The organism is Geomonas oryzisoli, assembly GCF_018986915.1.
Lineage (GTDB): Bacteria > Desulfobacterota > Desulfuromonadia > Geobacterales > Geobacteraceae > Geomonas > Geomonas oryzisoli.
This window is the reverse complement of record NZ_CP076723.1, coordinates 3,276,575-3,299,924: the sequence shown is the minus strand read 5'-3', so window position 1 is coordinate 3,299,924 and position 23,350 is coordinate 3,276,575. Positions and strand designations below refer to the sequence as shown.

Sequence of the window (23,350 nt, the reverse complement as noted above, 5' to 3'; positions counted from 1 at the left end):
CCTCTGCCAGGTGGTGTGGCGGGTATTCTGTTAGGCCGGTTCCTGGATTATCGGCTTCAGGCGGATATTTCTTTAGCAGATTTGTCGCCATCTCACTCGCTGTGGCGACAAATCGGTGGTGAGGAAACTTCGGGGGGGACTGGGGGGAGGACGCTGGAGTAGGGCGCGAACTGCGGACGCAAAAAGAGCCGGCGTTTTCTACTGCTCGCCAGCTCTTTGCCTTTCACCCCTTGAGGTTTTGGATTTTAGAAGGTGTCTCCGGTGACACTGCTTACCACTTCTACTCGCGCTCATTTGAGGGCGTGGGAGCAGAGGCACCCTTTTTCGTTTCACCTGCCTTTGATTCTTATGGTACGACCTTTTTCGGGAAAACGCCACTAAATAATTGATTTTACGACACAACTCCTGCCAGGGTGCGCTTGCGGTGCTGCCTTGCGCCTCCTAAAGCCGGAAAGCGGCCGCACCTTGCTGAAGCACTTCCACCTGGCTGGTGAGGTCGCTTGCGCCTGCCTCCAACAGGGCGGCTGCCCGCAGGCAACGGTCGGCATCCGTGTGTATCTCCGCCACCGCCGCCGCTATCTGCTGGTTCTCCTTCGCCTGCACCGCGCAGGCCGTCTCGATCTTCCTGGACATCTCGCTCACGTCGAGGATCGAGTCGGAGATGGCACGTCCCACCTTGCTCTGCTCCCGGGTGGCGCCGTGGAACTGCGCGGCAAGCTCCCGCATCTCCTCGGCGGCGAACATGATCGCCTCCTTGGCCCCGGCCTGCTCCCGGATCGCCCTCTCGATCTTCTCGGTCATCTGGGTGATCCGGTCCATCGCCTCGCGGATCAGGCTGGTCCCCTTGGCCTGCTCGGCGGTAGCGAGCGCAATGCCGCTGACGTGGCTGCGGGCGCTGGATACGCCGTTCACGATCTTTTCCAGCGCGGCGCTGGAACGGGAACTGAGCTCCTCTCCCGCGACGATGCGCTGGTCGGCTTCCTTGATCGCCTTCACCGCGTGCTCGGTCTCCAACTGCACCGCCGCGATGAGGTCCGCGATCTCGTTGGTCGAATTGGCCGTGCTTGACGCGAGCATCTTGATCTCTTCGGCCACCACGCCGAAGGGCTTGCCGTGCGCCCCGGCCTGCGCCGCGATGATGCTCGCGTTGAGGGCGAGCAGCGAGGTCCTCTTGGCGATGTCGTCGATCACCGAGGAGATGGCCCCGATCTCGTGGGTCCTGGCAGTGAGCGTCGCGATGACCTGGTTGGTGACCCCCGAGGAGGCGCGGATGTCGCTCATCCCCTGGCGCATGGCGCGCATCGCCTCAACCCCCTTCAGGGCGTCTTCCTCGACCCCCTGGGCCACCTCCGCGGTCAACAGCGCGTTCCCCTTGACGCTGTTGGTCGCCGCCTCCATCTCCAGGATCGAGGAAGCGGTGGAAAGCGACGAGGAAACCAGGGACTTGGTGTGCTCACCGATCTCGCTGGTGGCGGAAGCGCTCTGCGTCATCGCCGCAGTGACCTCGGCCACCAGCGTGGTCAGCCGCTCCGCGTTCAAGGCGACCTCGTCGGTGCTGGCGGTCATCTCAAGGATCGCCGAGGAAGACTCGGAGGCGGCCTGTGCCAGGCGCTGGGTTCCGTTCTGGATCTCCTCAGCCTTGTCCGCAATGGTGCGCACGTAGGCCGACGCCTCGGCCACCTTATCCTGCTGGTGCCTGGCCGCCGTCACGGCATGCACCGCTTCCGCCGCCAGCCGTCCGGAAATCCCCTGCAGCGCCGTGGCCGAGCCCGCCACACGGCTGATCATGCCGCACAGTCCAGCCACCATCATCTTCAGCGAGCCGAGCAGCTTGCCCGCCTCGTCCCCGCCGCCGGCCGGGATGGCCACGGTGAGATCTCCCTCCGCCACCGCCTCGGTGATGGCCACGGCCTTGCCCAGGGGAGCGAGGAGCATCCTGGTGAACCAGGCGGCGATGCAGCTGGCCAAAACGGTGAATCCGATGGCGAGCGAGATCACCACGGTCCTCGTGTGCTCGAAGGACTGCAGGAATTCGGCGGTCTTCACCCCGACGTAGAGCGCGCCGATGACGTGGCCGCCGGCATCCAGAATCGGGTCGTAGGCGGTGAAGTAGGGGATGTTGAGGATGGGGGCGACGCCGCGGTACGGTTCTCCCTTGCGGAACACCGCGTCGAAGGCGGGCCCCTGCAGCTTGGTCCCCACCGCCCTGCTGCCGTCCTCCTTGATGACGTTGGTGGCGACCCGCTCGTCGTTCATGAAAATGGTCGCCGTTCCGCCGCAGATCTTGGCTACCTGGTCGGGGAGCTCGTTATTGTTGTTGATGACGTAGTCGCCGGCCATGAGGCGGTTGTCGACGATCCTCAGCTCGCCCTTTTGCCGCAGAAGCTCCCAGAACGTGTTGAGCCTGCTCTCCTGCGATGCCGTCGCCACGCGCATCATTTCCTGCCGCATCTTCGCCAGGGATATATAGGTCGTGACGCTCACCGCCGTGATGACGATGGCGATAATCAGAGCCATGATCTTCGTTACTATGCTTATTTTCACAGGTTCATCCTTACCCAGAAACATGAAGTACTGTTTAAAAAACTTCTGGTCATTTTATAACATTTAATTTCACGGTTTTTTACTGTACTTTCGCAATTTGTAAAAAGCCTTAATTGGCATAAGTGCAGGATTTGACAGCTGATATTTTGTCATACAAATACCGGCCGGGGCGTTTATAGCCGAAAAAGGAATCAGCATCAAGCCTTTCGTAAACGATTATGTGTATACACTTTGTGCTGTAACTAAGGACGGGGTGGAAGGTGCAGTATCGTGAACTTGTGCAGTTGGGCAGGATCTGCGGCGGTGAGGGGAATGACGGCTGGAATGCTGCTGCACGTGCGGGGAAAATGATGCGCATGATACTCGCATGCCCCCGGTATGGGAACCGGAGGCATGTGCGTGTGCTGCATAACCTTTGTTATTTGTCGGAGGCTTCCATCTGAAAGAGTGCGGCAGCGGTGGTGTCATTGGACTAGAGCGAGCACGGCATCCATGGCGAGCTGATCAATCTTATGTCCGGTGTCGCAGATGACATAGCGGTAATCGAAGCCGCGGCTGAAACTGAGCCAGGCGAAGCAGTCAAGGATGTAGTTTTTCGGGAAGATCTCGACCACGCGGCAGGGGGGCTCGCACCAGACCAGGTTGCTCAGACCGGCGCCGTGGCTCCCGACCACGACCTCCGCCTCGTGGAAGGCGCGAACCTGTTCGGCGAAGGAGAGCGCTTCGCAGTGCAGTATCGAGAAGCCCGCCTGCCGCAGTCTCTCTTCGAGCTCGGCCTCGCCGGCAAGGCGGCGCCTGCTTTTCCCCCGCGAGATGTAGATCCGGCTGCGGGACCCCGGCGTGCCGAGCCGGTGTTGCGAAGGCGCCACCTTGGCCTTCACTGCCGACCTCAAAAGCTCCAACACCTGCGGATCGGTGAATTCCGGCTGGGCATGGTACTGCGGCACGACCAGCCTGTCGACGCGGACTGGGGTGGAACTGAAGATGAAGTCCCGCGCCGCTTCGGGGCCAAGCGCCGTCGCCAGCCCGTCCAGGACATATCGCGGCGAGTGTTCCGGCAGCACGATCCTGACATCGGGGAATGTGGTGACCGCGAACAGGACGTTGGGCAGGACCTCGAGGAGCCAATGGTAGTAGGAGGCGGGATGGCAGACGACGACCGGCTGCGGGACACGGAGTTCGGTCACCGGCAGCATAGGCTCGTGCAGCACGTCCCCCCAATCCATGATGCGGCGCAGGGAACCCACGCTCTCTTCGATGACCCTGTTTTCGATCCAGGCCATGCCGGAGAGGGGCGAGACGGTGGCGTTGTGCAAAAGGTACAGGTTGCGCTTGCCGAAGACGGCTTCGGTCCTGAGGAAAGGGGGGAGCTTCGCGGCGACCTCGTGCTTCACGATGCGGGCTTCGGTCACCGGGACGATATCGAGGATGTGCCTGCTGATGTTGGCGTGGAAGGACGCCTTTTCCAGTGATTCGATGCACGACTTGGGCATCTTTCCCGCGATCGGCCCGAGCAGGTCGGTCGAGATGAAACGCAGCAGTTGTTTGCGCCGCTTGGCGGCTGATTCGCTTAAACCCGTCATGCGGGCGATCCTAGCACAGCAGCCGCTTTCTTTCCAGCCGATCGGAAGCCCGGGCGGCAGCTTCCGCCGCAACGGGGCCGGGGCTCCCGGAGGGACGTTCGCTCTCCGCTAGTATTCCCTGGTTGGCTCGGCGTAGCAGCACTCGGGATTCTGCCTGATGTGCACGAAGTGCGCGACGTGCTTGTCGCCGGCCGCGCGCGGGCGCACCGGTTTGCCGCACTTGTCGCACTCGAAGAGAAGTGCGTGCCGGTGTGCCGGCGTCGCCCCGTCCCGTACGGCCAGCGCCTTGTCGACGGAGATGATGTGGCCGAAGAACTTGCATTGTAATGCGAGAGCCATTGTCCTGCTCCTTTGCGGAAGTGTTCGGGAATGTCGTGCAGGGGCAGCGTTGCAAGCTCCCCCTTCAAGACCTAGAACAATGTATTATTTTACTTCTTTTTTGTCAATCCCCGCGACGCGGGGACTCTAACGGCAGGGGAAGGGTGGTGGCGCCGGAGCGTGCCACACCGGGGTATCACTGCGTAAACGCCGTTTACAGCTCTCGGCGTGGCGAAGCGGGGCGTTGCCCGGAAAAGGTGATGGGACTGCGCCGTTTTGGGTTGTAATAACAGGAGGTTCGTTGTATTTAAACCTTTTCCCCCGTCGCATGCAGCTGTGGACCTGCGCCGGCGGGTAATTTCAATGCAGGAGGAGAGTGTTACATGAAGAAGATGGTTTTGGCAGTACTGGGCGGGATACTCATGACGACGGCCACCGCGCATGCGGAGCACAAACTGCTGGTCACCGAAGTTCTCGACAAGAAGCAGGTCGAGGCACAGGCCCTTTTCGAGTATTCCCACGTCAAAGGTGACGTCACCATCCTCGGGGAATCGGGGAAACGCACCCTCAATGCCACCGAGTCGCTCTATTCCGTCGGTGTCGGCCTTGGGCATGGTCTGGAAGTGTCCGCGTCCATTCCCTACGTTTTCAGCGAGCGGGACAAGCTTCAGATGGACGGATTTGAACCCGAGCAGGAGAGGCGTGACGGCTTCGGCGACCTGGCGCTCGAGGCAAAATACCGTCTGCTGGGCGGCGAGGAAGCGCCGTACACCGTCGTGGCGGGCCTGGGGCTGAAATTCGATACCGCAGGCGACAGCCAGGCGGGAACCGGCACCACCGACGTGAGCCCCTTCATCGCGGCGAGCGCGAACCTCGGCCACCACAACACCCCCTACGCCATCTACCGTGCCACCATCAGGAACCACGATGAGTACGACACCCACACCATCTCCGTGGGCTTCGAGAAGGAGCTGAACCACACGGTGACCATCGACGCCAAGGTGGACGCGAACTTCAACACCGCTACCCGCGACGTCACCGCCAACGAGGACTTCAAGTTCGAGCTGGCGAGCTACCTCCAGATGGCACACAACTTCTACGTTTTGCCCAGCGTCGCCTACGTGGTCTCCACCGACGTGAGGACCAAGGATGACGTCGCCCGCGCCGGTTCCGCCGACGGGTTCAAAGCCGGCCTTTCCCTCTACTACCTCTTCTAAGCCGGCCCAGCGCTTGCCGTTGCGGCTAACGAAAAAACCGGAGCTCCTTGTCAGGATGCTCCGGTTTTTTTTATGGAAGTAACAGGCTCCGTCAGGTGCCTGTCCCTCTGGCGGAACGCCTTTTCCGCTCAGCCGGCTTCTCTAACCCCAAGGGGGCAGGCACCTGGCGGAGCCAGTCCCCTCTGGCGTCAGGGGATCAGGCGCGTCAGCCAATAGATGGCGGGGAGTGTGCCGAAGGAGAGGATGATGCCGATACCGATCATGGCCACGGCGAGGTCCGCTTCCATTCCCGCGACCACGGCCAGGGCGCCGGCGGTCACCATGGGGGGCATCGCCGCCTCCAGCACCGAGACGTCCACCACCATGCCGGTAAGCCCGGCCAGCCGGCAGACGGCCAGGGCGGACAGCGGGGCGAGCAGGAGTTTCATGGCGAGCCCGAAGCTCAGCGGCCCCATCACCCTGCGCGGCAGCCTGAGCCGCATCTGCATGCCGATCGCGGTCATCACCACCGGCACCAGGGTCAGGGAAACGTTGTGCAGCACCTGGGCCAGTCTTTCGGGATAGGGCCAGCCGCGGGCGGCAATGCCCGCCATGAGGGCGATGCTCGGCGGAAAGAAGAGCATCTTGCGCACCATGGCCGAAAGCTTCACGGAGCCTTCCTTGCCGTAGAGGGCGAGGACGAAGGAACCGTAGGTGACCATGATGATCATTGTCCCCAGTTGGTCGTAGATGATCAGGTAGGGAAGGCCGGCCGCACCGAAAAAGGCCTGGATCATGGGGACGCCCAGGAACGAGGTGTTGCCAAGCGGCACCACGAGGAGCAGTACGCCGACGGTCGCCCGATCCCAGCGCCAAAACCGCGCCGCGGCGAACACCGCTGCGACGGAGAGGAGCAGCATCCCCCACGGGACGACCGCCGCGGTGACGATCTCCCCCGAGAGCGCGATCTGCGGCACCTTGAGCAGAATCAGCGCCGGCAGCGAGACGTAGAGGGCGAACATGTTGAGGGTCTGCGCCGAGTCCTTGGGGAAGGCCTCGAGGCGGCGAAAGAGCATCCCCAGAAGGACGAAGACCCCGATCAATACGAAATTTTCCATTACTACCAGCTTCTCCTGCCCGACTGGAGTGCGAGCGGCGGCAGGGCCGCCCTACGCCGTCGTCGGGAAGAATTCCTCCCTTTTTTCGGACTGGACCCGCAGGGTAACCGGCTTTTTAGCGAAGTCGGCAAGGCTTTGCGCCACCCGCGCACCGTCCAGGATGATCGGCTCGAGCGTGCTGCGCCGAGCGAATACGACCTTTCTGCCCAGCTTGTCGTGCCCGAAGACCTCGAATCCTTTCGGATAGGCGTCTATGTCGATCACCATTTCCGCGACGTTGCCCAAGATGCTCCGTTTTATGTTGGCCACGGCATCCTCCTGTAACGATGACGATCTTGCACCTTTGCTGTAACACAGCGAACCCGCCGCCACAAGCAAAAGAACGCGCAAGGGGCGTCCTGCGCCGCCCCCGGCGCCGTTGCTCACCGCTGTGTCGCTCCCGGCAACCGCTGCTTCCAGCATAAAGCCGCGGTTACCAGCCTCGAATTATAAGCGCTGGATGCCGGATGGCGCCAGGGAGTATACTCGTTTGAGGAGGAAAAAATAGCATGTGAAGGAGGGACGCGGTCAGCGAACGAGGAGGACACGAACATGAAAATAACAAAGATAGGGATCGTCGGATCGGGCAACATCGGCGGCAACTTGGGCATATTGTTGAGCAAGGCGGGATACGAGGTGTGCTTCAGTTCCAGGCACCCCGAGAACCTTACAGAACTCCTGCCCGACGCGGGCTCTGCTGCCCGGGTCGGGACCGTAGCTGAAGCGATCGCCTTTGGCGACGTCGTCCTGCTCTCCATACCGCTCAAGGCGTACCGGGACCTGGACAACGAAACGAAGCAGGCCCTCAAAGGGAAGATCGTCATCGACACCTCCAATCCTTACCCGGACAGGGATGGGGCGATGGCCTTGGAAGCGAGACAGGATCCGGGAGGGATGGGAAGCGTGGTGGCCCGTCTGCTTCCAGGCGCGAGGATCGTGCGGGCCTTCAACACGGTTTATTTCGAAGACCTGAAGCGGACGGTGAACCAGAACGGCGACAGGATCGGCATCCCGATCGCCGGTGACGATCTGGAAGCGGTGGACGCCGCGGTCGAACTGGCCCGGAGCGTGGGGCTCGACCCGGTCGTCGTGGGCGGGCTGACCGCGTCGAAGCTCTTCGACGTCGGCACCTCGGTCTATGCGACCAGCGCCTCCGCGCCGGAAATCAAGGCGAAGTTGAGAATGGAGTAGATCCCGCCGGAGCAGGAGCCGGGAGGCCTGCAGCATGCAGCCCCCCCGGTCTTGCATCTCCCCCCCCTTCCCCCCCCTAGTCGGAATCCTTTCAGGTTGACGCTTGACCGACGCTCAGTTCTTTGTAAACTCTGCAGGATTAGTAAAAATCAATCTTGCGGGGGAGGAGAAAGGCATGAGCGTATTCGACAAATTCGTAATGAACCATGCGGAGATGGATCCCCAGGACTTCATCCACTGGCTCGATGACGCAGCCACGTTGCAGGCCGCGCACCCCAAGATCAGCACCCAAAAGGACGTTTGGGTCCCAGGAACGTCAGAATACAGGGCGCATAAAGAGGCGATCGCACGGGAGCTGGAAAAAGCCGCCGCCCTCAATGTGGCTATGACGAAGGAGCTCGAGGCGGCGATCGCTGCCGCGTTGGAGGACGTGCATACCAATGCCAACTACCTCATGCTGAGGGCCAAACATGAGAAAGATGACTCGTGGCTCCACAACAGCGGGTATCAGCACAAGGAAAAGCCAAAAAGGATGTTCGACAGGGCCGTTGCCGCGGTTGCCTTGATGCTCAGGGCGAAGAACGGGCCGAACATCGGCGAAGTGACCTTGAGCTGGGATAAGGATTTTGGGGCGGGCTCCTATCAGTTGCAGATCTGTAAGGGACACCCCAATGGGGACGAATCGTTTTACGATTACGGATTTTTGAAGAAAGTTCGGACGGTCGTCGGGAATCTGGAAAGGGCGTCTTGGTACTACTTCAGAATCAGGAGTATCGGCAACAACGAGGTCGGCCCCTGGAGTGAGCCGGTTGGAATCATCGTGACCTAGAGTTCATGCCTTACGCCCAAAACGCCGGTCCCCGCAGGTCTGGGGGACCGGTCCCCGCCACACCTCTTCCTCTCAATCCAATGTACAGAGCAATTCGTAGCGAATGCATTCTCTGGAGAACGGAATGCATCCGTTGCTCGACGAATGCATTCTCTGGAGAACGGAATGCATCCGCCGCTCGACGAATGCATTCTCTGGAGAATGGAATGCATCCGTCGCACGGCGAATGCATTCTCTGGAGAATGGAATGCATCCGTCGCTCCGCGAATGCATTCTCTGGAGAACGGAATGCATCCGCCGCTCCGCGAATGCATTCTCTGGAGGACGGAATGCATCCGCCGCTCCGCGAATGCATTCTCTGGAGGACGGAATGCATCCTCCGCTCCGCGAATGCATTCTCTGGAGGACGGAATGCATCCGCCGCTCCGCGAATGCATTCTCCGGAAACGGAATGCATCCTCCGCTCCGCGAATGCATTCTCTGGAGAACGGAATGCATCCGTTGCTCGGCGAATGCTTTCTCCGGAAACGGAATGCATCCGCCGCACGACGAATGCATTCTCTGGTGGACGGAAGGAATCCATTATCCTTACCGGCAGGCGATATGTTGATTTCGCCGTCTTCTATCACGTCCAGCGGAACGACTTGTGGGGACAACAACTTCTGGAGAAACTACCGCGTCACTTCCACGTCCAGCGCCCAATGGGGGCGTCCAGCTTCCCTGAGCCGAGAGCCTGAGGCGCCGTTGTTGAATGCGGATGCTCTCTGTGCGGCCGGTGAAAATGACAGCAGATGCAGTCAAAAGTCCAATAATAAGAATCTCCAAGAAAGTGTTGACATAGAGTGTTTGTGTTTATTATAATAAAAATCAAGTTATGTGGTTTTGGTAATTATTGACCACAAAAATATTACATCTATCTTGTCTGATAACAATCCTCGGTAGCCAACAAATAGCGGGACCACAATTGCGGGGCTGAGCTCAGCGCTGAAATAACAGTGGTATTTCAGATAGACACTGATGCAGTAAATAGTTGTTTATATTAAAATTGAATATGCACCGATAAGAGCAAAACCAGAGTGATCTGGTGACGCAAAACCCTAGGGTCCTGAAAAGGATTGCCGGTTACCGAAGAGCAACGAGTGGAGCCTTGACGAGCGCCCTTTCTCACTTCGGTGAGTAGGGCGTTTTTTTGCGTTCAAATTAATTTAACAATTAAAACAAATCTTTATGTTATTGGAGAGAGTTTTGTTATCCAAAAAAAATCTCAAGTACCTCGTAAATATTCTCGTTTGTGTTGCCATGACGTTCGTTTCTTGTTCAACAGCACTCTCCTATTCGCCGCCAAAATGGTTCCTTCTTCCTCCCAATAATGACGAAGCCTCTATGTATGGCGCAGGACATGGAACGACAGTAGAGGATGCAACTAATGAAGCTCTCAATCAGATCGCGTCGAAGATGAGCATCACTGTCGGGTCCGCTTTCGAGAAGACAGAAACGGCTGCATCTAACAGCGGGGTTGAAAGCTACAACAGGCAGGTCAGCAACAATATCACCAGCAAAGTTGCAAAGATAAAATTCAACAACTACGAAGTGATCAATAAATCAAATGACGGGCAGGAAGTCTTCTTGCTCGTTTCAGTGGATAAGAAGAGGTTCGTGTCAGAAAAAGTGACAGAACTTAAGAATGCAGACGAGTACATTTATAGTACTTACGCCCTTGGTGCAGATAAGAGCATCATCGAACGAATCAATCTGTATAGAGGTGTGACATCCAAGATTAAGGAAAACAATTTCCTTTTGGGAATAATACAGAGTGTCGAACCTTCTTTTAATGTGCAAAGCTATCACTCGAAGTACAACAAGCTCGCGGCTGATATAAAAGCTGTATCATCCAGATTGCAGGTGTACCTCGATTATGGCCCCGATTCAAAGGAACTGATTCCAGTTGTCACCAAGCACTTAAATGATGCTTCTATAGTGATAGTTCCTTCTTACGACCCGGATAACAAGGATCTTGTCGCTCTTCAAATTTCATCTGAACTGAAAAGACTCGAGCTCTACGGTGCAAAAATTGTGAAGTTTAGAACAAATTTTGAAGCAAAGACTGCAGCCGGAAACACAGTAGCGGCAGCAAAAATAGAAACGAAGGGATCGTCCACCATTAGTTTCAATGAAGCTTATCAAGCCGCAGCCATAAACCTGGACAAGAAAATAAAAGAAGCTGGAGTCTGGGCAATGCTGGGGATGGAGAAAGAGGCTGCACAACAATAGCATTCAATGTACCTGAATCAGGCACAAGTACAATAAACAAAAGGAGGAATAGATGTCATTTCTGCAAAAAGGTCTTCGGGGTACGCTGGTAATTTCTTTCTGTTTATCTATGGGGTGTGCGAGTCACCAGGTAAAATCTCTGGATGAGTACAAGCCTATCACCCTCGAGAAGTCGAAATTTGCACCCAGCACTGAAGTCCTCCAAAAGGGCAAGTCGAAAATCGTGGTTTTCCCTCTTTCTGAAAACGGCAACCAGGTTGCCGAAGCGGCTGAGCTCGGGCTGTCGCTGGCGGGTGCACTCGAGGCCGTGTTGACTGAAAGCAACAGTGCCGAGATTGTGGACAGGAAAATCGCCACCAAACTTCAAGATGAAGTAAAGCTTGCGGAGATGAACCAGACTGGCGCCTATGATGGACCTATTATCGCCGATTATGCGGTTTCCGGTTCCATCAGCAATGCCTCCTTCACCCATAAATTTTTCGAAGCTACCCGCACTGTCGACAAGAAGGGGCGTGTAACTGTTACCGCCCCGTCCTTCCGCTACACCGCGAATGTAGAAGGAACTATCAAGTTTTACGAAATTCCTTCCATGAAAGTCGTGAAGGTGTTTAAGATCAGTGACAACAAGGCAAGAAGTGAGGAGACCCGTTCCAGTCAGAATTACGCGGAAAGGGATGACGACCTGGTGCGCGGAGCAGGGCGCGATGCCATTGGTTCCATCAAATCCGAAATCAAAAATCTGGTTGCCCCGCGTGCCTACGTCCTCGACAAAAAAGTGAAAGACTCTTCGGCGATATTCAAGGTGAACCTCGGTGCGGACAAAGGTGCACAGCCTGGAGATAAATGCGAGATTTTTACTGTGGTAGAGAGCGTGAATCAGATATCCGGAGCAACTGAAACCGAGACTCGCAAGATATGTGATGGCGTCATTACAAACCAGATCACGCCTGGAAACTCCTGGGTCATGGCTTCCTTGGACGAAAGTAAAGAAGTGAAGCTTGGAGACCAAGTGAAGGTAGTGTATTCAAAAGGGGCCTTCGAGTACATGAAAGATGCTGGTAGCCTCATGAATACCTTGATATCCAAATGATTTGCCGCTATTGTCTTAACCCGCCATATAATTCCAAAGCAGTGCTAGGAGAAACCATGTCAAAGCTCAAGATTATGTTTTTCGTCCTTTTCATGGCGTGTTTGGCTGCCTGCAGCAGTACGCAGACAAACGTGGCTAAAGGGGTTGCCAACCCTGTCGGGAATGGCGCCCCCCAATGGGTGCTGGATCCGGGTTCGGTTCCCGGTCTGAACGCCGTGGGGTCTGCAGCCAAGAGCCCTGGTGGCATTCAGTTCCAAAGAAACGAAGCAATGGCCGGTGGCAGAGACGAGTTGGCCAGGATGCTGAGCATCAAGGTTAAAAACTCATTCAAGAATTTTGCTGAGCAGACCGGCGTAGGCGATAGCCAGACCTTTGACAAGGTGACGACATCGGTTTCGCAGCAGTTGGCAAAACAGACCCTGAATGGTTCGAAACAGAAGGACCTGTGGATCGGTGCGGACGGCACCATGTACATCCTGGTAGCGCTTGATCCGAAGTCCGTGGCAGACGCCGCCAAACAGATGGCGGTTACCAGCCTCAACAACGAACACGCTCTCTACCAGAAGGAGGAAGCCAAAAAGGCATTCAAACAACTGGAAGAGGATGTCGACAAGGAATTCAATCCCTAGAATATAAGGAAAAACTATGAGGATGCTAATCCTTGGTTGGCTTCTGTTTCTTGGTGCATGCACAGCCGCAATCCCGAATCATACGCATCAAAACAGTTACGATTCCCAGCATTCAAGGGCAGAAGAAGTTCAAAGACAGCTGAACGCTGAATAATCGTTATCGCTGGAGTACAAAAAGCACCCGACGGAAGAGTTCGTCGGGTGCTTTTTGTTTGCCCCCGCTCCATGTGCCGCACCTTGCCAAGGCCTTTAAGCCCGAACCGCTTATTACCCCCTTCCTGATGTGTCCCCCAAAAACAAAAGATCCTCTTTGATTATGGCTGTATTGTAACCAATATTGTCATAACTGGCGCTCTAACTCAAAATTACTGTAACAGGTGGTGCTCAATTGTGTGGAGCACCCTCAACTTCTGGTTGAAGTTGCAACAAGGTGAAACACATTTCTTCTCATACAGTAATCGAAGCTTGACTTGTTAGAATTTAACTGATATTTTTAAATTAAATAGTGTTAAGTTTTGGTTATTATAATGCCCAAAACGAGAGTGAACATAGAAGCGTCGGGCTTTGGGGGGGCTGTGATGGCGTGTGACATTCTTGTGGAGGGGCAGTGTCGTATCGGGATGCGAAACCGTTACATCTGTTGTAAATAAAATTTCATGATTCGAAAGGAGTTACCTTTGAAAAAGTTATTTGCTTTGATGCTCGTGCTGTTAACGTTGCTGGTGGGGTGTGGTGGGGGAAGCGATGAATCTGCAAAAGGCAGTGTAAAAGTCACAAACTCCGCTTCCAACTCTGTTTACTACCTGTATGTTTCCCCGTCATCTCAGAACCAGTGGGGACCTGACCAACTGGGGACTCACACTATACTTCCCGACGGATCCTTTACGCTTACCAATGTCCCCCCTGGCACCTACGACCTCAAGCTTGTCATGTCCAGTAACGCTGTTTATTACGTTTACGGCTTTGAAGTTTATGCAGGGCAGACCACTCTTGTGAACAACCCCTGGTATAACTACAAAGCTGTTGACGACCCGGCCTCCTTGGCGACAACGAAGACTCCGAGCGATCAACTCGACGGTCTCGGTGAATATTCCGCATCGAATGAAGGTGAGCCGAAAAAATAGCGTCTAAATAGACTGCCGCCGTAAAGGCGGCAGTCTCCTTTTCGAGTGGCTACCGCAACTTCCGCCCCCCTCTGACTCGGTCCACTCATTGGCGTCCTGCCGGTTTCCCGGACAAGCCTGCACCCAGACAAGACAAGACCGGAGTTCCTCTGCGGAGGGGCTCCGGTCTTGTCTTGTCTGGTTATTTCGCCAGTTCGGACAGCGCCTGATGCGCGATGACCCCGTGCACCTTCTTGGTGGGATGGATGCCGTCCCAAAAGAGGAAGGTGTCGGCATTGTTACAGGCGTAGGGAGGCGAGCCCGGGTTGAGGCAGGGAGTATTGACGACGCTGAGCCCGAAATCGTCCGGGGTAGCCACCATCTCGACGAGTTTGTCGAAGAAGCTGACCCGTACCACCTGCAGGTCGGAAAATTGGGATGACATGGTCGACATCAAGCTATCGAGGAGGAAATTGTAGTACTGGGACAGCTGGTGTGCCGCTGCCGCCGCCCCCGGCATCACCTGGTCGGTCGCAAGAAGTGCCGGTGTCAGCGAGAGGTCCGGGGCGTTGCAGACCAGGAACTTCCTGGCGCCGGCGCTGTAAAGAGCCGCGACGTTGGCGTGTAACGTCGCCACTGCCTGCTGGATGACAGCTTGCGGGTCCTGGGCTTCCAGGGCGTCTCTTATGTCGTTGCTGCCGAATTCGACCACGTAGAGCGCGTTCGGCGGTGCCTGACCGCGGAAGACGTTGAGGAAGGTGGTGACTTCGAGGGTCATGGTCGCCTTGCCCGGCGCGTCGTGCGCCCGTGCACCGCCGATAGCGTAATTGGTCGCGTCGACACCGAGTTCCACGAAGGCCGGGCGGGTGTTGCCCGAAAGCGAGAGTTGCCGTGCCAGCTGTTCCACCCATGTTGCACCGTTGGTGAAATGGTGGCCGCCCCTGGCGTAGGGCATGTCCGGGACGAGGAGTTGGTCGAGGAACTGGTAGGGTGGGGTATTGGCTTTGCCCAAAAGCGCGAAGGCGTTGCCCGAATCGGAAAGACTGTCGCCGAATACCACGATGCGGTCGAAGGATGTCTGTGCCGAGGCCCATCCTGCCGGTAGCAGGAGCACGAGGGCCAGCAGCATCTCCACGATCGTCCGTCTCTTCAAAAGAACCGTCGCCATAGAATCCTCCTTTGATAGTCACTGCATAGTGAAACAACCAAGGATGTATCCCTGCGCCTTTGCCGACCCTCCTTTCTGCAGGTGCAATGACAACAAGTGTAAGACTTTCCGTCATTTCTTCAAGTCACCCCGCGCCTGAAGTCATTCCTGTCCGCCAGGAGGTCATATCCGGTACCTGTTCGTCCAAGGACTCTCGCCGAAGAACGGTGGGGGACGCGGTAGCAGGCGTCACTTCCGCTTTGACATGGATGAAGGATCTCTATATATTGCGATATATTTGATGCGGCAAATGAGTGCAATCACCTGAACAAAGTGGTTTGTTATGGGGAGTAACGGAAGATGAGTGGTTTTCAGTCCATCCTCCCATTTGGCATAGAATCCGGCCATATGGGGAAGCGATTTCCATACCTTGCCCGGATGGAGTCATCGTCAAACGGTTGATCATGTTCTTAAATGTTTGTGTTAGCCACAATTCTAGCTAATAGGTAGTTGAACGAAGAGGAAATACGATGGGATATGATCTTCACATTACCCGTAAAACCTTTTGGGCAGACGATGATGGACCCGAGATAACAAGTTTAGAATGGCTTGAGGCTGTCAACAAAGACCCAAGCCTGACTTTGGCTGGCTACAATGGAGACTTTTTCGTCCTATGGACTGGTCCTTCGGAGTATGAAGAGCCATGGCTCGACTGGCGTGAAGGAGAGATTTATTCCAAAAACCCTGATGAGGCTATGATTACGAAGATGCTTGAAATTGCTGGCCGTCTAGGGGCAGCGGTTCAAGGCGATGACGGTGAAATCTACACAAGTCCAACAGAATTTCATCAGCCTGAAATAACTGACACAGTTGAATCGATTCAACCGAAGAAAGGATGGCGGCGGTTCATACCATGGTAACAACAGGTAAACCCGAAGTGACAGTCATCATTTAATCTGATGCCGAATTAAGGATGGATGCCAACCATAACAGGTGGAGACGGTCTCCGTGGTTGATGAGAGTTAGTGAAAGGCCGGAAAGAGCGAGACGCTACGCCGCTCACCTGCAGCCCGTTGAAAGAAAGAGGAAACTGATGAAAGTAAAAAGATGGCTGCTAGTTGCCTGCTTAACAATCTCAACGTCAGTTTATGCAGCACAAGTCCAGTTAATCAAGTCAACTCTTGACGGCCCAGCGACTGAAGAGTTTGGCGTGGGATGTTCACTAGGGTGCGCTGTTGGTTGGGACATGAAAGCCTCGTCAGCTCGCGAGCCGCAAGGAAAAGTAAAGTACGACATAAAAAATATAGACGACGGCAAATTTAATACAGCTTGGGTTCCGGTAGGTAACGGTATTGGTGAGACAGTTAGTTTTCTATTTAAGAAAAAACACTTCTCAGGCATGAAAAGCACTACGTTTTGGGGGCTGGAGCTTATCAATGGATATGCCAAAAGCAAGAAGGTGTGGCAGGAAAATTCAAGAGTAAAAAGGTTAAGGATTGAACACAACGACAAACCGTTATTTGAGGTTCAACTTGCAGACTCAATGGAAGTCCAGTCAGTAAATTTTGCGCCTTTCACCATCAGGCCTGGTTCAATAGTCAAATTAATCATCCTAGAAACATATCCTGGAACGCTTTATGAGGATGTTGCTATTACAGAGTTGATACCTCACGGGGCTCACTGAAAAGAAATTCCGACCACTCGGCGACAAGCGGACTTTGCTAACACTTCGGCGGTGCGCGTCGGCCCCGTTCAGCAAATTTGAGTGCACATCCGTGCATTCAGAGATGGGCCACCATTTGGTGAACGCGATGGCGCCGCCGTCTTGCGAAGCGAACGCAGGTCCAAATTAGTAGTTGAGTATGGGAAAGACTAAGAATATGAAGTCAATAATTTTGCTTCTCTTTGTGATCACCATGAGTGTGTTGATGGAAACTACTGCATGGGGTGAGGCGCCAGAGTGGGCTGGAGACTGGGAATTCACTGAATGTTGGCCTCACCTCAGCGCCGATACGAATAATTGTATTTTTTATGAAATTTCGATCCGTAGGGACTCTAAACTTCGAGGGTCATATGAGGTGACAATTAATACCAATGGGTATATGGCGATGCAACGACTTCAGGCAAGAGGAATACCTCAAGGAGACAAAGTTTCGATAAGATACGTAAAATCCGCCTTGGATAGCGTTGGCCGTCAATATCGCCAAAATGCCAATCTTCTGGAGCTGAAATATAGCAATGGCAATATTACTACCGAGTGGAAAGAGTTTCTACCTGAATTAGATGAAAACCAGAGACCTGGAGTCTACTTTGAGAAAGTGCAATGCAAATAAAGATGGGCTTGCAACCAAGCGCGTTGATGAGAGTGGGCGAGAAAGTTGAAAGAGTCAGGTGCTCCGCCGGTCACGCCGCGCCGTTAGACGGAAAAAGGAAGTGAAATGAGATTTTGGGTTCTGTGGATTTCTTTTGTAATAATGGCCTCTCCTGCATACACGGCCGAGAAGATGCCTGTTATAACTGTTTCTGGCCCGACCCTTATTGCGTTCTTCGCTCCGGTTACCCAAGAAGAAGTAGAGAAAAGCGGTGATACCTCAGAAGTTCTCAACGACTTTCAGTGGCACCTGAGGGAAGTAAAACAAAAGCTGCAGAAGGCAGGAATTTCAGTTCACGAGATATATGTGAGGAAATTTGCAGTCGTAACAGACAATAAGAGGAAAGTCTTCAAGCCCGGAAAAATCGACGTTGGCTACTATTTTGTCAAACCTGGCAAAGTTCCCAAAGTTGAATATGGAGTCATGAGTAATGTTGACATCGTCGATGCCTCTGGAGTGTATTTCGGATTGAAACAGTTGAGACGCACACAGTAAGCGGCTAGCAAGACCGGCCGCACACGGCCTCCGCTACGGTACGCCGGTGCGCCCCCACGACGTTGGGTGGAGTAATCGTTCAAATAAAAAGGAGAGCACATACCACAAGGTGAAGTTTCACGGAGTGAGGTGGGGGCGGCATGCTTCAAAAGCATTGGAGAAGAAGCTGAAACCGTAAGGTTGGACAAGGTAATCCCGATACGTTCAAATGGCTTGAACAAGGAGCTTCTGTTGTTACGAGGGGCGTTTTCCTCTTATAATGGAGCCGTGTTGGTACTTTTACGTGACCAGAACAAGTGCGAAATTGTCTTGTCGACGGAGGCCAGAGGCGTTGAATTTAAGTATGTGAAGGGTAAAAGCCTTCCCGATATTATTATAGACAGTACTCAAGGGAATGATGACAACGGGATCATGATCACTGAAGAAGAAACATATGTATGGGATGGGAAAAGTATAAAGAGAAGAAGCGATAAAACCATTCCTGGTGATGAATTGACGAGGTAGCACGTCCGAGGAGTGAGGTTGCAAGTCTTGACGTAACTTCGACATGAGAAGGGGCGAGATGCAATTTAAACGAAATGTTTTGGTAATGGTAATCTGTGCGATCCTGATTATCGCGGCCGTGTTTTTCCTTTGGCAAAGAAAACCTACCCTCCGTAGCGTGACACCGCAACCTCCCCCAAGTACTGAGGGGGGGACACCGGCCGCAAAGCCCCATTTTGTCGATGTGCGTCCCGTCACCTTCCACCCGCTGCAACATCTCGAGATCCCCCTGCCTGACGGAGAGGCCTTGTTTCCCCGCGTTTCTCCAGATGGCTCACGTGTGGTTTATCAATTGAAGCGTGGCGCCACAAGCAGACTCGCAGTGGTGGAGCTTCCCTCAGGGGCAGTGTCGACTCCGACCATCGATATGGACGATGTCGCCGCTCCCGCCTGGAGCGCGGATGGCTCCCAGGTTGTTTTTGCCGGAACGCGACAAGGGGTTACGGAGATTTATCTATACAATCTGAAAGCGAAGAAACTGGTTCAGGTGACTCGCGATCCTGCGCGAAAAAAAACCTGGCCGCGCTGCTCCCCCTACCGGTTCGACGAGCATTATCGCATCGCCTACACCTCGGAGGAAGGGGGGCGCAAGGATATTTGGTGGGTCCGGGAGTCGGGGGAATATGACCAGCCGATTACGGTCTCCGCACGACGCAAACCGCAATACCTCAAAGACCCTTACTGGGAAAAGGAATCTGCCTCCGCTAGTGCGCCTTCCCCTATTACCTCCGGGGGAGAGAACCCTGAGTGGTCTCCAAGCGGCAATCTTCTCCTCTACCGGACCGGACAGAACACTACGGCGCTGCTGGCTTACACCTACTACGAGTGGTGGCATCCTGCAAAAGTAAAGGTGCCCTCGTCGCCTGGCATTCTCTCCTGGGCCCCCAATCAATGCAGCTTTCTCGAGTATGACCCGGCACGTCGTTCGGCGGCGGTCATCTCCCGTCAATCCCTGAAGCGAGTACCGGTACTTGCAGGAACTGAGCTATCTTCTCCTCCAAGCTTCTTCCCTGACGGGCAAGGGTTTGCCCTTTCAGTCAACCGCGGCGGGAAGGCATTGCTTGCGGTCGAGCCTTATGCCGACCCCTTGGGAGACGTCGCCAATCTATGGATGTTCTCCTTCAGCGCGAAGGATCAGGATAAGCTTGCACGCAACCAGATGATTTTACAGGAGACGGCCTACGACCAGATCTATTCCCTCTACGATTCAGAGGCGTACTCGACCGGGACCCTGGATGAGCTCGGCGATCATGGTCGCCCTTACTTCGTTACCAGCGACGCCGTCCTGGAAACTTTCTATGCTTCGTTTACCACCCTATATGCAAATGCCGAGCGGAGCCTGCTGACCAAGGCGTTGACGGAATTTTGTTCGGCGGGGGAAGCCGCCGCCCGGCAGAAGAAGTCGTCGCCGGACGTCGAGTCGCTTTTCAGCGTAGGCCTGGCCCTTTTGAAACCTGAGACGCTGAAAGTGGCTTCGGCAAGAGTGCAGGAGGAGGTGAAGCGGATCGATGCAGCAACGGGAACCGCTCCATCGCTCTTTGGCAAAGAGGTAGCTTACGGCGACTTTTTTATCCGCGGCAAGTATGAAAGGGACAAGGACCTGAAAGGGTACTTTCGCGCTCTGAAGTGGTTGCAGTCCTTCACCTTCAATTTGCAACAAGAGCCGGACCGTTCCCAGGCGGCGGCTGTGTTAGCGGTTGCCCGCGATCCTAAAGTGTATCCGGCGCTCGAAAAGATGTTCTCCCTGTACCGCAGCGTGCTGGGGGAATCCAGGTATCGGAGTCCCCTGAACCTGCAGGAAATCCGTTCCAGCGCTCTTCCCGAGTTTAAAAGCGGCCTTCCCTGGATAAAGGGGAAGAGCGAGTTCCGCCTGCTGCCGCCGGTTTACACGCTGGACGCTTTCATCTTCGACGAGCTGATAACTCACGGGGAGCGGAAGGATACTGTCGGTACGCAGTCAAATCCGCGCATGCTCCCGCGAGGGCTGGACATCATGGCCGTGTTGGGCTCGGCAGAAGCACGCGAGATTCTTGTGAAAGAGCTCAAAGAAGGGCGCTATGAAAATTACGAGCGTACCCTGGACCGGGTTTCTGGCCTGGTGAAAAGTTTCCCCCAGAGCGTCTGGGAGGCAAGCCTTTATCAGGACTGGCTCGACTTGATGGCAAGCCTCACCAGGGAACCGGAGAAGGCACCGGCATTTACCAAAACTGCGGCGTGGCGCAGGAAGCAACTGAATACCGCCCTGGGAAGCTGGGTCAACCTCCGTTACGAGACCATTGCCATGGTCGAGCAGGTGGGGGCGGAAGCGGGCGAGGGGGGATACGAAGTGCTCGAGGTCGGGCGGCCGAGGGGATACGTCGAGCCTAATCCTGAATTTTTCCATACCTTGGACAAGGCTTTCGAACGGCTGGCAACGCAGTTCGAGAAGACGGTCCCCGATGTGGAGCTGCGGCAAGAACTCCGGAAACGCTTTTCCGAACATCGGGTACACCTGCAAGCGTTGGAGACGATCGCCCGTAAGGAACTGAACGGGGAAATGCCGAGCGATGTCGAGTTTGAGGAAATTCTTTCCATCGGCGGGACCGTTGAACATTTCATGCAGGTCATTGCCAGCGCAAACGGGACGGACGGGGAGCCGTTGTCCAACCCGGAGCCGATGCGCAAGATCGTCGATGTCCAGAAGGATGATCTGCACGGGGTGCGGTTATATGAGGCGCTCGGCCATGCGCCGGAGATGGACGTGGTGGTGCCCTACTTCGGGCGCAGGCAGATCGCCAAAGGCTCTATCTACTCATATTACGAATTCACGGCAAAGGAGAGCCTGGACAGCAAGAAATGGCGAAAGATGAAGCAGCCCCGCCCTGTCTGGATCAAGGATTATTATGGCAGTGCCACCGTTGCACCGATGAAGACTCTCGACGATGCAGCCGGCAAATAGCTTTACTGACAGCCGTCCCGGGACAATCGTTTCCGCTTTAAAAGCCGCCATCTTTTTGGGGATGGCGCTGGCGGCGCCCTGTTTTCCGCAACCGGCCCATGCCGCCGCGGTCCGTTTTTACGGTGACGTTTTGCTCTCCCGCGGAGTCGAAAAATTCGTACGCGATACCGGCGGAGGGGAGGCGGTGCGACAGGCTCTTGCTCCGTTTGTCGCTGCTGACGCGCTCAGCGTCGCGAACTTGGAGGGAGCAGTCGGGGATGCCTGCCAGGCGGGAAGAAATCCCTGTTTCCCTATAAGGCCGGAGATGCTTGAACTGCTGGACGGCTTCAACGTCGTATCGCTGGAGAATAATCACGCCCTCGATACCGGGGGCACCGGCGTCGAAAGGACCGCTGCTGCATTGCGCCGTCGGAGCATAATACCGCTTGCCGGGAAAAAGGCGTCTGCACTGGTAGAAACCGGTGGGGGCACGTTGGCCGTACTTTCTGCTACCGATGTGGTAAATGCTGCTGGCGACCGACAGCACCTGGTGGCAGCCGATGATCCGCAATTGCAAAGGGAGATCCGTCGCCTGAAAGCGGCTGGCACGGTCGTTGCGGTTTACGTACATTGGGGGCGGGAGCTGATTGCCGCGCCGACAGAACGGATGCGGGAATTGGCGTCACGCTACGTTGCAGCAGGAGCTGACGTCGTGGTCGGGACCCATCCGCATGTGCCCGGGCAGACGGCCTGTGTCGGAGGAAGGCCCGTGGTCTGGTCCCTTGGGAATTTCCTTTTTGACCAGAAGTTCGACTCGACGAAGAAAGGTGCCGTGCTTCAATGTGAAGTTGAGCTAGGAAAGCTCTCCTGCCAACTCATCGGTCACGAGACCCCCCGAGGATCTTACTTGCCAGCGCTTGCGGCGGCCGATTGGCTTGCATCGGAAAACGCTGAACTTGCTGCTTGCAAACCGCCGGTTACTCCATCCTGGACCGGCCGCTTCGGCCGGTCGGCAAAACTGAAACGGCTGGTTCAAGTGCCTGAAGGCACAAGCGGCAGGATGTCGCGGCTCGAACTCTATGATCTTGAGACAGGTCGGCGCGAGGCGAGGACCCCGCCCATGCCTATACGCAAAGTACAGCCGGTTGACCTAAATGGTGACGGTATAAAGGAAGTCATGCTGATTCAGGAGATCTTCTCGACGTTTGACCGTGAAGTCGCCAAGAGAGTCTATCTCTATAGCTTCGAGGGATCGTTTCATGCCCTCTGGCGGGGAAGCGCGTTGAGTAGGCCGCTCATGGATGCTTTGTTCATCAGTCGCCGCAACAAAAAGCCGATACTGGTGGCGCTTCATAAAGATGAAACCTTTTTGAAAAGAAAGCGAGGAACCAACCGGCGGACCGTTATGGAATATCGATGGAACGGTTTCGGTTTTAGCGGCAACGGCGAAAAGCCAGCACCTGCAGGGGCAGCTCTGCTCAGAGAGCATAACGGCAAGGTGGACTTCGTTCGGGACAAAAGCTAACAGCTTTGAAGTCTCTATCTTTACAGGTCTGTGGGGACACCGTGTCTACTATTACAGGTATGGAACGTGGTTAACCGCCGTACAAAAAGGAGATCCCGATGAGCAATGAAGACGCCCCTGAGACGAAAGGTGTTTCGGTGCAGTTGCTTGCAACTGTTGATCTCGGCCCAGAGATCGAAGGGATGGAGGGGCGCCAACTCCGAATGCGGATGGTGACCATCGAACCAGGAGGCGTCTTCGGCCCGGTACATGACCATAAAGACAGACCTGGTACTGTCTATATACTGCAAGGAACGATTACTGACCATCGAAACGGCCTTGCGACGGAGTACGGGCCGGGGGTGGGATGGCCCGAGGATAGGAACACCACACACTGGCTCGAGAATAAAGGGACGATACCAGCGGTGGAGATCTCCGTCGACATAGTCAAGCAGCAGTGA

General features: G+C 55.3%; 21 protein-coding genes and 1 riboswitch. Of the genes, 15 read left to right on the top strand and 6 right to left on the bottom strand.

Translation table 11 applies throughout. From position 1 onward, the window contains the following. Positions 1–441: 441 nt before the first annotated feature. From KP004_RS14395 to KP004_RS14385, 3 genes are all read right to left on the bottom strand, one after another. Positions 442–2,517, bottom strand: a complete 2,076-nt coding sequence (locus KP004_RS14395) for a methyl-accepting chemotaxis protein (protein ID WP_216799204.1) — start codon at positions 2,515–2,517, stop codon at positions 442–444. Positions 2,518–3,008: 491 nt separating this feature from the next. Continuing rightward, positions 3,009–4,127, bottom strand: a complete 1,119-nt coding sequence (locus KP004_RS14390) for a glycosyltransferase family 61 protein (RefSeq protein ID WP_216799203.1) — start codon at positions 4,125–4,127, stop codon at positions 3,009–3,011. Positions 4,128–4,235: 108 nt separating this feature from the next. Continuing rightward, positions 4,236–4,466 carry a hypothetical protein gene (locus KP004_RS14385; protein ID WP_216799202.1) on the bottom strand — a complete coding sequence of 77 codons (231 nt, stop codon included), beginning with the start codon at positions 4,464–4,466 and terminating at the stop codon, positions 4,236–4,238. A gap of 362 nt (positions 4,467–4,828) precedes the next feature. Here KP004_RS14385 and KP004_RS14380 point away from each other — a divergent pair, with 362 nt between their 5' ends. Then, entirely contained in the window at positions 4,829–5,662 is an 834-nt protein-coding gene (locus KP004_RS14380; protein ID WP_216799201.1) for a transporter family protein, read from the top strand. Positions 5,663–5,850: 188 nt separating this feature from the next. Here the strand turns inward: KP004_RS14380 and KP004_RS14375 are convergent, their stop codons facing one another. Together KP004_RS14375 and KP004_RS14370 are read right to left on the bottom strand one after the other, a co-directional pair. Further along, positions 5,851–6,759, bottom strand: a complete 909-nt coding sequence (locus KP004_RS14375) for an AEC family transporter (RefSeq protein ID WP_216799200.1) — start codon at positions 6,757–6,759, stop codon at positions 5,851–5,853. 51 nt (positions 6,760–6,810) lie between these two features. Continuing rightward, positions 6,811–7,068, bottom strand: coding sequence for a hypothetical protein (locus KP004_RS14370; protein ID WP_216799199.1), 258 nt, complete (start codon positions 7,066–7,068; stop codon positions 6,811–6,813). A gap of 282 nt (positions 7,069–7,350) precedes the next feature. Between KP004_RS14370 and KP004_RS14365 the strand changes: the two genes are divergently transcribed. From KP004_RS14365 to KP004_RS14340, 6 genes are all read left to right on the top strand, one after another. After that, a complete protein-coding gene (locus KP004_RS14365) occupies positions 7,351–7,989 on the top strand; it encodes an NADPH-dependent F420 reductase (protein WP_216799198.1) in 639 nt (212 codons plus the stop codon). A 175-nt stretch (positions 7,990–8,164) separates the two neighbouring features. Then, positions 8,165–8,818, top strand: coding sequence for a fibronectin type III domain-containing protein (locus tag KP004_RS14360; RefSeq protein WP_216799197.1), 654 nt, complete (start codon positions 8,165–8,167; stop codon positions 8,816–8,818). A gap of 1,054 nt (positions 8,819–9,872) precedes the next feature. Beyond that, positions 9,873–9,948: riboswitch (cyclic di-GMP riboswitch) on the top strand. Positions 9,949–10,063: 115 nt separating this feature from the next. Next, entirely contained in the window at positions 10,064–11,089 is a 1,026-nt protein-coding gene (locus KP004_RS14355) for an LPP20 family lipoprotein (RefSeq protein ID WP_216799196.1), read from the top strand. A gap of 52 nt (positions 11,090–11,141) precedes the next feature. Beyond that, positions 11,142–12,179 carry a hypothetical protein gene (locus KP004_RS14350; RefSeq protein ID WP_216799195.1) on the top strand — a complete coding sequence of 346 codons (1,038 nt, stop codon included), beginning with the start codon at positions 11,142–11,144 and terminating at the stop codon, positions 12,177–12,179. Between the two features lie 56 nt (positions 12,180–12,235). Beyond that, entirely contained in the window at positions 12,236–12,808 is a 573-nt protein-coding gene (locus KP004_RS14345; RefSeq protein WP_216799194.1) for an LPP20 family lipoprotein, read from the top strand. Positions 12,809–13,485: 677 nt separating this feature from the next. Further along, complete coding sequence (locus tag KP004_RS14340) at positions 13,486–13,932, top strand: carboxypeptidase-like regulatory domain-containing protein (RefSeq protein WP_216799193.1); 447 nt, start codon at positions 13,486–13,488, stop codon at positions 13,930–13,932. Positions 13,933–14,113: 181 nt separating this feature from the next. Here KP004_RS14340 and KP004_RS14335 read toward each other — a convergent pair whose 3' ends face one another. Next, the gene (locus KP004_RS14335; protein ID WP_216799192.1) at positions 14,114–15,079 is read right to left on the bottom strand and encodes an SGNH/GDSL hydrolase family protein; all 966 of its coding nucleotides are present in this window, start codon (positions 15,077–15,079) and stop codon (positions 14,114–14,116) included. A 509-nt stretch (positions 15,080–15,588) separates the two neighbouring features. Here KP004_RS14335 and KP004_RS14330 point away from each other — a divergent pair. The 8 genes from KP004_RS14330 (at position 15,589) to KP004_RS14295 (ending at position 23,350) form a co-directional block, all read left to right on the top strand. Beyond that, positions 15,589–15,978 carry a hypothetical protein gene (locus KP004_RS14330; RefSeq protein WP_216799191.1) on the top strand — a complete coding sequence of 130 codons (390 nt, stop codon included), beginning with the start codon at positions 15,589–15,591 and terminating at the stop codon, positions 15,976–15,978. A 173-nt stretch (positions 15,979–16,151) separates the two neighbouring features. Further along, positions 16,152–16,742, top strand: coding sequence for an NADase-type glycan-binding domain-containing protein (locus KP004_RS14325; RefSeq protein ID WP_216799190.1), 591 nt, complete (start codon positions 16,152–16,154; stop codon positions 16,740–16,742). Positions 16,743–16,920: 178 nt separating this feature from the next. Next, positions 16,921–17,391 (top strand): DUF5991 domain-containing protein, encoded by a 471-nt coding sequence (locus tag KP004_RS14320; RefSeq protein WP_216799189.1) that lies wholly within the window; start codon positions 16,921–16,923, stop codon positions 17,389–17,391. 105 nt (positions 17,392–17,496) lie between these two features. After that, complete coding sequence (locus tag KP004_RS14315) at positions 17,497–17,925, top strand: hypothetical protein (RefSeq protein WP_216799188.1); 429 nt, start codon at positions 17,497–17,499, stop codon at positions 17,923–17,925. Positions 17,926–18,105: 180 nt separating this feature from the next. After that, the gene (locus KP004_RS14310) at positions 18,106–18,429 is read left to right on the top strand and encodes a hypothetical protein (RefSeq protein WP_216799187.1); all 324 of its coding nucleotides are present in this window, start codon (positions 18,106–18,108) and stop codon (positions 18,427–18,429) included. Between the two features lie 58 nt (positions 18,430–18,487). Then, positions 18,488–21,406, top strand: coding sequence for a DUF3160 domain-containing protein (locus KP004_RS14305; protein WP_216799186.1), 2,919 nt, complete (start codon positions 18,488–18,490; stop codon positions 21,404–21,406). Beyond that, positions 21,390–22,910 carry a CapA family protein gene (locus tag KP004_RS14300; RefSeq protein WP_216799185.1) on the top strand — a complete coding sequence of 507 codons (1,521 nt, stop codon included), beginning with the start codon at positions 21,390–21,392 and terminating at the stop codon, positions 22,908–22,910. The genes KP004_RS14305 and KP004_RS14300 overlap by 17 nt, the downstream gene beginning before the upstream one ends. 98 nt (positions 22,911–23,008) lie before the next feature. Continuing rightward, entirely contained in the window at positions 23,009–23,350 is a 342-nt protein-coding gene (locus tag KP004_RS14295) for a cupin domain-containing protein (protein WP_216799184.1), read from the top strand.